Genomic DNA, 13,199 nt, shown 5'->3' on the forward strand with positions numbered 1-13,199 from the left:
GCGAAGGTATTCAATGCCGACGGCACTGACGAGGCTGGCGGCCGGGAGTACGCAACAGGTGGTCTGGCGAGCGAGGCTCGTGCTGGGCTGCCTGGTCCTGGTCGCCCTGTGCTTCCACCAGGATCCCGGCAAAATCGTGCCGGACACCAAGCTGGACCTGACGGCCGGACCAGGCGGGTTCCTCGCGCGATCACTGCACCTGTGGGATCCGCAGGGCGCATTCGGGCAGTTGCAGAACCAGGCGTACGGCTACCTGCTGCCGATGGGCCCGTTCCACTGGCTGCTGGACTCGGTCAGCGTGCCGGGCTGGGTGATCCAGCGGCTGTGGTGGTCGCTGGTGCTCTGCGTCGCCTTCCTCGGCGTGTGGAAGCTGGCCGGTGCACTCGACTACGGCGCACCCTGGGCACGGTTCGTCGCGGCCCTGCTGTACGCGCTGAGTCCGCGGATGCTCGGCGAGGTGGCGATCACCTCGATCGAGGTGTGGCCGATCGCGATGGCCCCCTGGGTTCTGCTGCCACTGGTGACGCCACGGGCTCGCTCCGGGTGGTGGCGGGTCGGCTGGTCGGCGGTCGCCTTCGGACTGGTCGGGGGAGTTAACGCTGTCGCGACCGGGGCGACGTTGGTGCTGCCTGCGCTGTGGATTCTGACCCGCAGGCTGGACAAGTCGACGCTGAAGCTCGCGGCCGGCTGGTTCGGGTGTGTGGTGGGCGTTTCGTTCTGGTGGCTGGTGCCACTGGTGTTGCTGGGCCGGTACAGCCCGCCGTTCCTCGACTGGATCGAGAACGCCGGTGTCACGACCGGCACGGCCAGTGTGTTCGAGTCGTTCCGCGGGACGTCGCAGTGGTTGAACTTCCTGTCCGGCGGCAACGGTCCCAGCTGGCCTGCCGGCTGGCTGTACGTGACGCAGCCCGCCCTGATCCTCACCACGGCAGTGGTCGCGCTACTTGGGCTGGTCGGCCTGGCGATGGGGTCGCTGAAGCATCGCGGCTTCCTGCAGGTCTCGGTAGCGGTCGGCCTGCTCCTGTTGACGCTCGGGCACGTCAGCTCGCCCCTGTCCGGTCCACTGCAGGAACTGCTCGACGGACCACTGGCTGCACTGCGCAACACGCACAAGTTCGAGCTGGTCGTGCGACTGCCGCTCGTCCTGGCCGCTGCCCATGCGCTGACCCGGCTGACTGCCTGGGCGTCGACTCGCGGCGTGCACCGCCGCGTCGTACCGGTGTTGGCCGCCTGTCTGGCCGTGTCGGTAGCGACTCCGGCGATCTTCGCTCAGCTGCCGAGGCCGGAGGGGTACGAGGCGATCCCTGCTCATTGGAGTGAGGCGGCTACCTGGCTGGACGGACAACAGACCAGCGGCAGCGTGCTCGTCGTACCGGCTGCGTCCTTTGCGGACTTCACCTGGGGGTCGACCAAGGACGAGCCGTTCCAGGCGTTGCTCAAGCGCCCGATGGCCGTACGGGACGCCGTGCCGCTCGGGTCGGCCGGTGCGACGCGGTGGCTGGACGAGGTGGAGCGGCGGCTGTCGTCGGGTGTCGGTGACCGGACTCTGCAGCAGGCGCTGGTGCGGGCCGGTGTGCGATACGTCGTGGTCCGCAACGACCTGCGTGTCGATGCGCAGGTGACGCCGGTCCTCGCGGTCCACGAGAGCCTGGCCGAGTCCGGCATCCAGCGTGCGGCGTACTTCGGTCCGCCGACAGGCAGTGATATCGAGCAGCCGGGGCTGACCCTGGACGAGCGGACCCGGCTGCCATACCCGAGTGTCGAGATCTTCGACGTCGGTGCGGTCACCCCTGCCCGGCTGGTCCCGCAGTCGCAACTGGTGGAGGTCCGCGGTGCACCCGAGGACGTACCGTCGGTGCTGACCTCGCTCGGTGGTGATCGCGAGGCCGTGCTCAGCGCCGACGCCGGTGGGCTCAACCTGCCGCTGGTCCAGACCGACGGGCTGCAAAGGCGTGAGGTGTCCGTCGGCCGTCCTGCGGACAACTACTCGCCCGTCCTCACCGCGACCGACCCCGGCCGGCAAGGACGCCGCACGCTCGACTACGCCATCGCCAAAGCATCAGCGAGTACTACGAGGTCGTGGGCCGGCGGGGTCGCCGACGTGCGGGCATCCTCCTCGGCGGCCGATGCGGGCGCGACCTTGCGGACCGGGCCCGGCAACGGCCCGTTCGCGGCGGTCGACGGCGATCCGGCGACCCGGTGGATCTCGGGTACGTTCGGGCGGAGCAGCGGCGAGTGGATCGAGCTGAACTTCACGGCCCCGCGCAAAGTGGAGAACCTCAAGGTCCGGTTCTCGTTGGCGGCGCCGACCACCGATCCGGTCCGCACGCTGAAGGTGGACACCGACGCGGGCACGGTGACCAGCATCGTGGCCGGTTCGGACCAGCCGCAGACCATTCAGGCGCCGGACGGGTTCACCCAGCGGCTGCGGTTGAGCGTGGGGGTCACGGACGGCAAGAACCCGAACGGGGTGTCGATCTCGGAGATCACGCTGCCCGGGTTGACCCCGGTCAGCCGGTTGTCGGTACCGGGTGGACTGGAGCGCCAGCCCGAGGCGTTGGTGTTCCGGAACGAGCAGCTCGGGCGTTCGGGTTGTCTGCACGCCGGCAGCCGGCCGTTGTGCCGGGCCGGCTTCGCGAAGGACTCCGAGGAGCCGACCGGGTTGTACCGGAGCGTCGACCTGCCCGACGCCGCGTCGTACGAGCTGCGGGGGACGGCCTTGCCGCGGGACGGGGCCTCGCTGGAGCGGCTGCTGGTCGTCCCCGGGGCGATCACGGCGACCGCATCCTCGCGAGCGGTGACCGCGCCCGAAGGACGGCCCGGTGCGGCCGTCGACCGGGATCTCGGCACCGGGTGGATCGCCTCGCCGAACGACCAGCAACCGAAGCTGACGGTGAAGTTGCCGCAGGCAAGGAAGCTGCAGGGGTTGCAGTTCCTTGCCGACCCGTACCTGGCGGCCTCCCGGCCGAGTGAGGTGTCGATCCGGTTCGACAACAGGGAGCCGACGACGCTGCCTGTGTCGGGCGAAGGGTTCGTGACGTTCCCGGACCGGTTCAGGCGGGTGCGCGGCTTCGAGGTGACCTTCACGGCGACGAAGGACGTGGTCGACGTCGACTCGGCGACCGGGATCGCCCGGCGGTTACCTGTCGGGGTGGCCGAGCTCCGGATCCTCGGCGCGGACGATCTCCGCAAGGCCATCGCCCCGAACGCCCGGACCGGGGCCGCCTGCGGGTTCGGCCCGTCGGTCCGCGTCGACGGCGTACCGGCTGCCACTGAGATCGACGCGACGATCCGGGACGTACTGCAACGACGGCCCGTGACGTACAAGCTGTGTGACTCCGACGCCGTCCCGTTGCAGGCCGGGCGGCACAGCGTGGATGTTGTGGCGAGCAAGGACTTCGTTCCGGTCGAGGCCAAGCTGACGAGGCCCGGTCTGGCTACTGCTTCGACTGCGGTGAAGGGCGTGGACGTGTGGCGGCCCAATCCGGCCGAGCTGACGCTGGAGGTGCCCGCGACGGACCAGGCGTCGGTGCTGACGGTCGCGCAGAACTACAGCGAGGGGTGGGAGGCGTACGACGGGAGCGGGCACCAGCTGGTCCCGATCCGGATCGGTGGATGGCAGCAGGGCTGGCTGGTCCCGCCCGGAGCCGAGCAACTTGTCACGGCCCGCTTCATGCCGGACCGGAACTACCGCGCGGGACTCCTGGTCGGCCTGGCCGGGTTCGTGCTCGTCATCGGGCTCGCGATCTTCTCCCGCCGCAAGGCCCGGCACTCGGGGCACCGGTTGCGCGAAGCAGCCCGGCTGAACCCGTGGCTGCCCCCGGTGCTGTTGGTTGCCGCAGGCACCTTCATGGCCGGCTGGGTCGGCCTGGTCGCCACTGTCGTCGCCGCGGCGCTCGTGTGGTTCCTCGGGGATCGACCCGACCGGGGCGGTGGGGCGGGGAAGGTCAAGGGAAGACTCGTGCTGATCGCAGTACTGGGTGGGGTCGTGCTGGTGGGGACGCTGGTGGCGGTCGTTCAGCCCTGGCCGGATGGGGGAGCGGGCGTGACGTCCGGGGTCGTCCAGGGGTCGATCTTGTTCGGCCTCGCGGCGGCTGTGCTGTCCCGGCCGACGCCGGAGACGTCGTAGGTCCGATCCCGCCGGCCGCGCCGCATGATCGGGCGCTCCATCAGGTAGTAACTCGCCGAGGCCACCGCGACCGACAGGATCAGGGTCGGCCAGAACAGCAACGCGAACTGCCCTTTGAACAACTCGATGTCGAAGACCTGCTCGACCACGCTCAGCACGATCAGGTGGTAGCAGAACACGCCGTACGAGATATCTCCGGCGACGTGCCCGACGCGACCGCCGAGGACCGCCGCGACCTTGGGCCTCGGCGTGATCGCCGGGAACACCACACAGGCCGCGATCGCGGTGTAGAGCAGGCTTTTGACGAACGCCTGCCCGGGAGTGGGCGTGGTCAGGTTGTACGGACCGGCGATCGGGCTGGACGCGACCAGCAGCAGGGCGATCGCGATACCCCACACCGTGCCGGGGATCGTGGTCAGCGTGTCGAGCGCGGACGGGCCCAGCCGGCCACTGCTGCGAGCGACCTGCCACAGCGCGAACCCCATGCCGACGGCGAACCACCCGAGGTACCCGGGCAACCAGAGCCCGGCCCGCGCCTCCTCTGTGGTGTTGACGCCCGCCATCCAGATCGGCCCGAGCAGGGTGAAACACGCCAGTACTGCGAGCCGCCAGCGAACCGCACGCCGCGTCGGCCGCTCGTAGTTCGTCAGCAACCTGGCCAGGAACGGCAGCAACAGGTAGAACGCCACCTCGGTCGCCAGGCTCCACAACTGGGTCAGACCATCCGCGGCCGGTGAGTCCACATAGATCTGCGTGAGTGTTGCCTGCCGCAAGTACGACGCCCACGTCACCGCGTCGCCATGCGGAACCAGCAGGACAGCAAGCAGTACTGCGACCCACAGGGCGGGCAGGATCCGCAGCGCCCGGTTCCGCAGATACGGCAGGGTCAGCGGCGGATCCGTGTGCTCGAACCAGGCCACGGCGTACGGCCGGTAGAGCAGGAAACCGGAGATCGCGAAGAAGATCGCCACCCCGACGTCCAGCCGCGACAGGACTCCCGCGAAGGGACCGTTGAGCGCGTCGCCACTGTGGAAGCCGACGTGCGTCGTCAGCACCGCCAGCGCGCCGACGGCCCGGAGCCCGTCGAGGGCCGGGAACCGCTGCCGTCTCATCCGCCGCTCACTTTCGGTAGTCCGATGTCGATCGAGCCGACACACAGGTTCGTGTCCGGATCGCTCGTCCGCAACCGAACCGACGTGGCCAGCAGCTTCGGCGCCGGGCCGAGGTACATGGTGCCAAGGTTGGCGGGCCACGCGTCGGGCGGCTCGGGCATCGCCACCACCCTGCCGTTGTCGTCGAGGAACTCCAGCCGCAGCCGGGGTTCGCGGACCGAGAGGTAGCCGACCCTCGCGAACCAGCCGCCCTCGCTGAACTCCGGCAGCGTCGACTCGAGGGGCAGCGTGACCTCGTCGACGCCCCGCATCACCAGGCTGCCGCACAAGGGGTTGCCGGTCTTCGGGAGGACCGCCCGGGACCAGACCGCCAGTTCGGCCGTGCGGAGTTTGCCGGTGTTGTCCACGATGTATGGGTCACTTCCGGGGCCCTGGAGCCGGAACGGGATGCCGGCCATCCGCAGTACAGGCGAGAGCCGTGAGTCGGCGGCGAGGACTGTGGTGATATTGCCCGGCATCGGGGTGTCCCAGAGGTTGACCGACGGGCCGGCCTTGTCGAGCTCGGCGCGCACGGTGTCGAAGTACGGGCGGGCCGGGTTCTTGCCCCAGAGGCTGGCGAAACCGGTGTCGGAGATCACGACGCCGGCCGTCCATGCGAGCAGGCAGCACAGGGCGACGGCGGGCGCGACCCGCACCATACGCACTCGAGGCTTGATCGAACGAGCGGTGAGTACGGCGGCGAGGGTCAGCGGGATCGAGAGGTCGGACCAGTAGTGGTAGTGCACGGTGAACGTCGAACCGAAGGTGTCGAACCGCCCGTACGCGACCAGGAACAACGTCACCAGCGTGTAGACGAAGACCGATCCCCAGAGCAGGAACGCCTTCCGGTCCTCCCGCCACGCGATGAAGAGGAGGAACGCCGCCACGATCGCCCCGAGGATCACGGCCGCGACCGGGGCATCCGCAGTACCGAACGGGGCCGCGATCGGACTCCAGGTCCACGGCCCACCGGCCAACGCACCCAGCGGTACGGCGAACGCGCGGCCGCCGAGTTCGACCATCCGGCCAGGACCCGGGAGATTGCCTTCGGACGGGCTGCCGTGGGTCGCGTAGAGGATGCCGAAGGCAACGACTGGGAGGACCAGGGCGACTGCGAACGGCCAGGTCTGTCGAAGCCAGGTCCGGAGCGGAGATTCCCGGAGGTAGAGCGCCAGCGCGAGCACGGTGACCAGGATCAGGCCGGACTTTTCCCAGCAGGCCAACGAGATCAGCAACGAGAGCGGGCCGATGGCAACGGCTCTGCGGCGGTGGCCGGAGTACCAGTCGACGGTTGCGTGTAACAGCAACAGGCCGAAGACGTGGGCGGGGAGGTTGTTCACGCCGCTCGACAGCGACATGAAGGACGGCATGCTCAACGGTGTCAGGGCATAGAAGAGGGTGCCGGTGACGACCCACCAAGTCGCGCCGAGCAGGCGGATCAGGAGCAGTCCCATCATTGCGATCGCGATCGCCTGCAGGAGCATCCGCCAGCCGACGGTGAAGTCCCAGTTGAGCGGAGCGACCTTCGCGAAGACGGCATAGACGAAGCGGAGACCGGGCGCGATGTGATCGTTCAACGGGGTCAGCAACTCGCCGGGCGCGAAGCCGCGGCTGCCCTGGACCATGAAGTCGAGGTCGTCACTGAGCCAGGAACCACGGCGCGCGAGCAGGCCGAGAACGCCGGCCTGGACGACCGCGATCGCGAGCACGACCGCCCGCAGTACGGTCTCGTCGGGCCTGCGCCGAAGCTGCCCGAACGCGGTCGCCCGCGTGGTTTGGGTCCCCCTCATGGGGCCGGACTATATGACAGTTCGGCCACCGGGGGATTTTGGCTGGATTCGGGTCTGTTCAAGTTGGCTACTCGCTGGTAGCGTCCCGCGGACAGACCGGGAGGGGTTGTTGTGGGGAATCGCAGTCGTGCCCTGGTGATCGCACTGGGAATCTTCTTTGTCGGGGTGGCCGCGCTGGCCAAGTTCTACGCGTATCCGACGCTGGCGGTGGCGCCGGCCGACCAGGTCGCGCATACCGTGTCCGCCGGACCGGACGCGACCATCTTCAGCGTCGCTGACCTGGCCGAGAAGTCGCCCGTCGAGCTGGAGGCGCGCCGTACCGTCCGCGGTGACGTGGTCGCGGCCGAGCGGATCAGCAAGGCGCTGAACCGCAAGGTGGTGGTGTTCGACACGGCGGTGGTGACCGACGACTCGCCGGACTACAAGTTCCCCGACGACGCCTCGAACACGGAGGACGCGCCGCTGAGCTTCGTCCAGGAACGCGTCGTCCTGGACGCGCACACCGGCGAGGCGGTGCGGTTGAACCCGACCGACCCGAACGACAAGAGCGGCGAGTACATCACCACCACGCTGAAGCCCGAGGACCGGTTGCGGCCGGACCCGGCCAGCCCGTTCTTCAAGGGACACGAGGGCCTGGTGCTGAAGTTCCCGTTCGGCACCGAGAAGAAGACCTACAACTTCTGGGACACCAGCACGCGGAAGGCGTTCCCCATCCAGTACAAGCGCGAGGCCGTGCTGAACGGGTTGAAGGTCTACGTCTTCGAGCAGGAAGTGCCGAAGCAGGACATCCCGCTGGCCAAGCCGCTCCTGGTGCCGGGCAAGCTGGTCGACGAGCCGGGCAAGGACTCGGCCGAGGTGCAGCGCAGCTACCAGAACACCCGGACGCTGTGGATCGAGCCGATCACCGGCGCGATCATCAAGGGCGAGGAGAAGCAGCTCGCGACCCTCGACTACAACGGTGAGCCGAAGGTGACCGCGACCCGGGTGACGATCGCGTACGACGACGCGACGGTGAAGAAGAACGTCGACGGCGCGCGGGAGGACGGGCGCGAAGAGGGCGGCTACAAGGACAAGGCCGCTCAGCTGAACCTGATCGGGTTCTGGGTGCCGCTGGTGTCGTTGATCGTCGGCTTGCTGCTGCTCGGGTTGGTTGTGGCGCTGTCGGTACTTCGGAGCTCGGCCCGGCGGGCTGCTGCTTAGATCCGGGTGGGCTGGTCAGCTTTTGTGGGCGGACCAGATCGCGGTGCCTGGGATCAGGCGGCCGCGGTCAGGTCCCCAGCCGCCCCAGACCTGGTCGTGACCGGCCGGCCACTCGGGTTCGATCAGGTCGTCGATGACGAACCCGGCGCCGGTGAGGGCCTGGATCCAGTCGCCTAGGGTCCGGTGGTGCTCGGCGTACACGGCCGTGCCCTGGGCGTCGACTTCGACGTACGGCGTGCGGTCGAAGTACGACTGGGTGATCCGCAGGCCGGCCGGGGTCGGGTCGTCCGGCAGGCTCCACCGGATCGGGTGGGTGACCGAGAAGACCAGTAGTCCTTGGGGTTTGAGGGTCCGGGCGATCTCGCGGAGTGCGGCCTCGGCGTCGGCGACGAACGGCAGTGCGCCGAAGGCCGAGCAGGCGAGGTCGAAGGTCGCGTCCGGGAACGGGATCGCGGTCACGTCGGCGGCGACGGTCCGTACGGCGGTCCCGGTCCGGCGGTCGAGGTCCCGGCCGATCCGGAGCTGCTCGACGGAGATGTCGAAGGCGACCACGTCGGCGCCCTGCTTGGTGAGCCACCGCGCACACTGGGCCGCGCCGCAACCGACCTCGAGGATCCGTTTGCCGCGGGTGCTGCCGAGGAGTTGGGCCTGCTCCTCGTCGACGCCCTCGGGACACCAGATGAAGCGGTCGTCACCGAGGAACGCGCCATGTTCTTCGAGGTACTCCCCGGCCGCCGAATCCCAGTAGGTCCGGCTGGCCCGGGAACTCTGCGCCTCGGTCAGCTCGGTGCGTTGCGGCTCGACCACCCAGTCACCTTAGCTACTCGGCTCGGCTACTCGGCCGCGGCGCGGGTGGCGAGGGCCTGGTTCATGGCCTCGAACTGGGGCCTGATCGTGTCGTTGAGCATTCCGGTGGTGAAGGGGATCGCGACACCGCGGAAGTGTTCCTCGTGGATCAGGCGGGAGCGGCCGTCGGTGAGCGGCTCGATCCGGAACGTGTGCTCGCCGTCGAAGATGCCGCCGAAACCGATCTTGCCGATCCAGCGCAGTTCCTTGCCGGGCTCGACGGCCAGCAGTTCGGGGGTGAAGGTGGTCTCTTTGCCGTTCGTGTCGCGGAGGGTGTTGCTGATGATCGCGCCGGTCTTCAGCTCACCGGACGCGGCGATGATGAACGGGTTCCACTCGGGGTAGGCGGCGCGGTCGGCGAGCACCTTCCACACCTGGTCCGGTGTCGCGTCGATCTCGATCTCGGTGTGCAGGACGTACGGGCGGGCGATTGTGAAGACGGTGTACCCGGCGAGGAGGAGGACGAAGACGCCCAGGCCGGCCAGCAGCTTGCGGCGTACGGGGGTCTTCTTGGTGGCGGTGGTCATCAGGACTCCTGGTCTGAGCGGCTGGGGCCGAGGACGCTGGTCACGAGCGTCCGGGCGTATTCAGGGGTGAGCGGCTCGCCGGTGACGAGGAGCCGGTAGTACAGCGGGCCGACCAACTGATCGACCAGTACGGCGGGCGCGACGTGGGTCAGGACGAGCCCGTCCTGTTGCGCCTTGGCCACGACTTCGGTGACTGCGCGGTGTCGTGCGGCCCAGAGGGTGCGGACGCTTTCGCTGATCCGGGGATCGCGGGCGGCCGCCGCGGCGAGGTCGGCGACCAGGGTGGTCGGGGTGCTGGTGAGGCGGGCCGCGATCGCGGTGACGAGAGCGGTGAGGTCGCGCCGGGAATCGTCGCCTGGTTCGAACGGGACGTCATCGCGGAGATGGGTGATCAGCGCGACGACGAGCTCGGCCTTGGAGGACCAGCGCCGGTAGATCGTCGTCTTGGCGACGCCGGCCCGCTCGGCCACCCGGTCCATCGCCAGCCCTTCATAACCACGCTGGCGCAACTCGGCCACCGCGGCCTCGAGCACCTTCCCCTCGACCTCGGCGTCCCGTGGTCGTCCTCGCCCAACCATCGCGCTCCCTTTCCGCTACTGCGGTTTCGTAAATCATAGCGGACGCCCAGCACTCATCAACGCCCCGGATCGGGGTTGCCGCACGCTCAGCGGTCGCGGCGTCGGGGCCGTTGCACGAGTTTGGTGAGTGGTGGGAGTACGGCTCCGCGGTCCATGTGCGGGTGTAGTGGTGGCGGTCCGGGGCTTGTCGGGGCCGTCCGGCAGGATCGGGGTGTGGATGGGTTCGAGGCGATCGCGGCGAGTGCTGTTCCCCTGACCGGCGGCTACGGCGGTGAGACGTATGCGGTGAGCGCTGCCGGGGAGGATGCCGTGTTGCGGCTGTACGTGCGGCAGCCGGAGCGGGCGGCGGTCGACGTGTCCCTGATGGAGCTCGTCCGCGGGCTGCTGCCGGTTCCCCGCGTGCTGGACGCGAAGCCGGAGGGGTCGCCGGACGATCCGCCGTACGTGCTGACGGAGCGGTTGCCGGGGGCGAACCTGGAGGTCTACCTGCAGACGGCGGGTGAGGCCGAGCGGCGACGGGTCGGGCAGCACCTGGGCGAACTACTCGTCCGGTTGAGCGGGATGCCGTTCCGGGTGGTCGGCGAGTTCGTCGGCCGGGAGTTGACGGTGCGGCCGTACGACTTCGGCGATCTGCAGCAGTACGTCGATGCGCACGTCGCGGACCTCGAACTGGACGAGAAACAGGTCTCGAACCTCGGGGACGTGGTCGGCCTGGCCGAGGACGTGCTGGTCGGGGGAGTGGATCGGGTCTGCCTGGTGCACAGCGACTTCAACCCGAAGAACCTGCTGGTCGACCCGGACACGCAGCAGATCACCGGGCTGATCGACTGGGAATTCGCGCACGCTGGTTCGCCCTACACGGATCTCGGGAATCTCCTTCGGTTCTGCACGGATCCGGCGCTCGGCGGGGCCGCTCTTCGCGTCGTCCGCGAGCACGCGCCCGGGCTGGGTGATCCACGGCTGCAGGATCTCGGCCGGGCCGCCGATCTGTGGGCGCTGATCGACCTGGCGACACGCCGTACGGCGAATCCAGTGGCGGCGGCCGCTCACGCACTGATCACCCGGATCGCCGACACGGCCGACCTCGCCGGCGACAGGCCGGATCTGGACGTCGGGCCGCCGGCCTGAGCTGGGCGTCGTACATTGAGTACAAGTGGCACGTCGGGTGACCTCGGCGGGCGGCCGGTACGACCGGGTGCCCCGGGTTGCCGTGCCTTCGTCAATACCCGTATTCTGTGAGATGCGCTATGGGCCCGCGCGACCTCGGACGGAGCAGGCCCGTGCTCGCAGCAGGCGGTGGTGACTCTGTCCTCTTCAGGCTTTCCAGCGGTTTGGTGCGATCAACGGTCCATGACGCACCCGTACAACACCATCAGCCCACGGAGCAACCCACCACATGACGGCCAGCATCGAGGCACCTCTCGACCCCGCAGTACGCACCACCCCGCAGGTAGCGGTCAATGACATCGGGTCGGAGGAAGACTTCCTCGCGGCGATCGATCAGACCATCAAGTACTTCAACGACGGCGACATCGTCGAGGGCACCATCGTCAAGGTCGACCGGGACGAGGTCCTGCTCGACATCGGTTACAAGACCGAAGGCGTGATCCCCTCCCGCGAGCTGTCGATCAAGCACGACGTCGACCCGAACGAGGTCGTCAACGTCGGTGATCACGTCGAGGCCCTGGTTCTCCAGAAGGAGGACAAGGAAGGCCGTCTGATCCTGTCCAAGAAGCGCGCTCAGTACGAGAAGGCGTGGGGCACGATCGAGAAGATCAAGGAAGAGGACGGCGTCGTCACCGGCACCGTCATCGAGGTCGTCAAGGGTGGTCTCATCCTGGACATCGGCCTCCGTGGCTTCCTGCCGGCCTCGCTGGTCGAGATGCGCCGGGTCCGCGACCTCCAGCCGTACGTCGGCCAGGAGATCGAGGCCAAGATCATCGAGCTGGACAAGAACCGCAACAACGTGGTCCTGTCCCGCCGGGCGTGGCTGGAGCAGACGCAGTCCGAGGTGCGGATGAACTTCCTCACCCAGCTGCAGAAGGGCCAGATCCGCAAGGGTGTCGTCTCCTCGATCGTCAACTTCGGTGCGTTCGTGGACCTCGGCGGCGTCGACGGTCTGGTGCACGTGTCGGAGCTGTCCTGGAAGCACATCGACCACCCGACCGAGGTGGTCGAGGTCGGCCAGGAGGTCACCGTCGAGGTGCTGGACGTCGACATGGACCGCGAGCGCGTCTCGCTGTCGCTGAAGGCGACCCAGGAGGACCCGTGGCAGCAGTTCGCCCGGACCCACCAGATGGGCCAGATCGTGCCCGGCAAGGTCACCAAGCTGGTTCCGTTCGGCGCGTTCGTCCGGGTCGAGGAGGGCATCGAGGGTCTGGTGCACATCTCCGAGCTGGCCGAGCGTCACGTCGAGATCCCGGAGCAGGTCGTCCAGGTCAACGACGATGTGATGGTCAAGATCATCGACATCGACCTCGAGCGGCGCCGGATCTCGCTGTCGCTGAAGCAGGCCAACGAGGGGGTCGACCCGGTCTCCGACGACTTCGACCCCACGCTGTACGGCATGGCGGCGACGTACGACGAGCAGGGCAACTACGTCTACCCGGACGGCTTCGACCCGGAGACGGGCGAGTGGCTCGAGGGCTTCGACAAGCAGCGTGAGGAGTGGGAGCGGCAGTACGCCGAGGCCCACGCGCGCTGGGAGGCCCACAAGAAGCAGATCGAGGACGCCAAGACGGCGGACGTCGAGGCCGGCGAGGCCTCCACGTACTCGTCCGCGGCCGCCCCGAAGGACGACGCTCCCGTCGAGGGCGCGCTCGCATCCGACGAGGCCCTGCAGGCGCTCCGCGAGAAGCTGACCGGCCAGGGCTGATCCACCGGCTGAGCTCAACTGATCGAGCCCGAGACCCCCGCACCCCCGTACTGGGTGCGGGGGTCTCGCTCGTTCGGTGACCCATTTCGGCTACTGAACAGGC

At 68.6% G+C, this 13,199-nt stretch carries 9 protein-coding genes; 4 read left to right on the top strand and 5 right to left on the bottom strand.

The window, feature by feature from the left end; translation table 11 throughout:
- Positions 1-13: 13 nt before the first annotated feature.
- Complete coding sequence (locus EV643_RS13270) at positions 14-4,129, top strand: alpha-(1->3)-arabinofuranosyltransferase (RefSeq protein WP_133800325.1); 4,116 nt, start codon at positions 14-16, stop codon at positions 4,127-4,129.
- On the opposite strand, the gene EV643_RS13275 is transcribed toward EV643_RS13270, so the two are convergent.
- Positions 4,018-5,241, bottom strand: a complete 1,224-nt coding sequence (locus EV643_RS13275; protein WP_133800326.1) for an acyltransferase family protein — start codon at positions 5,239-5,241, stop codon at positions 4,018-4,020. The two genes, EV643_RS13270 and EV643_RS13275, sit on opposite strands and share 112 nt — an antisense overlap.
- Positions 5,238-7,070 (bottom strand): hypothetical protein, encoded by a 1,833-nt coding sequence (locus EV643_RS13280; protein ID WP_133800327.1) that lies wholly within the window; start codon positions 7,068-7,070, stop codon positions 5,238-5,240. The genes EV643_RS13275 and EV643_RS13280 overlap by 4 nt, the downstream gene beginning before the upstream one ends.
- Positions 7,071-7,181: 111 nt before the next feature.
- On the opposite strand from EV643_RS13280, the gene pgfA reads away from it, so the two are divergent.
- Positions 7,182-8,270 carry a cell envelope lipid trafficking protein PgfA gene (pgfA, locus tag EV643_RS13285; protein WP_133800328.1) on the top strand — a complete coding sequence of 363 codons (1,089 nt, stop codon included), beginning with the start codon at positions 7,182-7,184 and terminating at the stop codon, positions 8,268-8,270.
- Positions 8,271-8,285: 15 nt separating this feature from the next.
- Here pgfA and EV643_RS13290 read toward each other — a convergent pair whose 3' ends face one another.
- The 3 genes from EV643_RS13290 to EV643_RS13300 are packed head-to-tail and all read right to left on the bottom strand — an operon-like array spanning position 8,286 to position 10,221.
- Positions 8,286-9,077, bottom strand: coding sequence for a class I SAM-dependent methyltransferase (locus EV643_RS13290; RefSeq protein WP_133800329.1), 792 nt, complete (start codon positions 9,075-9,077; stop codon positions 8,286-8,288).
- Positions 9,078-9,103: 26 nt separating this feature from the next.
- On the bottom strand, positions 9,104-9,643 hold the full coding sequence (locus tag EV643_RS13295) for an SRPBCC domain-containing protein (protein WP_133800330.1): 540 nt from the start codon (positions 9,641-9,643) through the stop codon (positions 9,104-9,106).
- Positions 9,643-10,221 (bottom strand): TetR/AcrR family transcriptional regulator, encoded by a 579-nt coding sequence (locus EV643_RS13300; RefSeq protein WP_133800331.1) that lies wholly within the window; start codon positions 10,219-10,221, stop codon positions 9,643-9,645. The genes EV643_RS13295 and EV643_RS13300 overlap by 1 nt, the downstream gene beginning before the upstream one ends.
- A gap of 213 nt (positions 10,222-10,434) precedes the next feature.
- On the opposite strand from EV643_RS13300, the gene EV643_RS13305 reads away from it, so the two are divergent.
- Entirely contained in the window at positions 10,435-11,349 is a 915-nt protein-coding gene (locus tag EV643_RS13305) for a phosphotransferase family protein (RefSeq protein WP_133800332.1), read from the top strand.
- A gap of 268 nt (positions 11,350-11,617) precedes the next feature.
- Positions 11,618-13,096, top strand: coding sequence for a 30S ribosomal protein S1 (gene rpsA / locus EV643_RS13310; RefSeq protein ID WP_133800333.1), 1,479 nt, complete (start codon positions 11,618-11,620; stop codon positions 13,094-13,096).
- Positions 13,097-13,199: the final 103 nt, after the last annotated feature.

It is taken from the genome of Kribbella caucasensis (genome assembly GCF_004361855.1).
Taxonomy (GTDB): Bacteria; Actinomycetota; Actinomycetes; order Propionibacteriales; family Kribbellaceae; genus Kribbella; species Kribbella caucasensis.

Bases quoted from the DNA above. Each gene is read 5' to 3' on its own strand.
- EV643_RS13270 (WP_133800325.1), top strand. From the start codon at position 14: ATGCCGACGGCACTGACGAGGCTGGCGGCCGGGAGTACGCAACAGGTG.
- EV643_RS13275 (WP_133800326.1), bottom strand. From the start codon at position 5,241: ATGAGACGGCAGCGGTTCCCGGCCCTCGACGGGCTCCGGGCCGTCGGC.
- EV643_RS13280 (WP_133800327.1), bottom strand. From the start codon at position 7,070: ATGAGGGGGACCCAAACCACGCGGGCGACCGCGTTCGGGCAGCTTCGG.
- EV643_RS13295 (WP_133800330.1), bottom strand. From the start codon at position 9,643: ATGACCACCGCCACCAAGAAGACCCCCGTACGCCGCAAGCTGCTGGCC.
- EV643_RS13300 (WP_133800331.1), bottom strand. From the start codon at position 10,221: ATGGTTGGGCGAGGACGACCACGGGACGCCGAGGTCGAGGGGAAGGTG.
- rpsA (WP_133800333.1), top strand. From the start codon at position 11,618: ATGACGGCCAGCATCGAGGCACCTCTCGACCCCGCAGTACGCACCACC.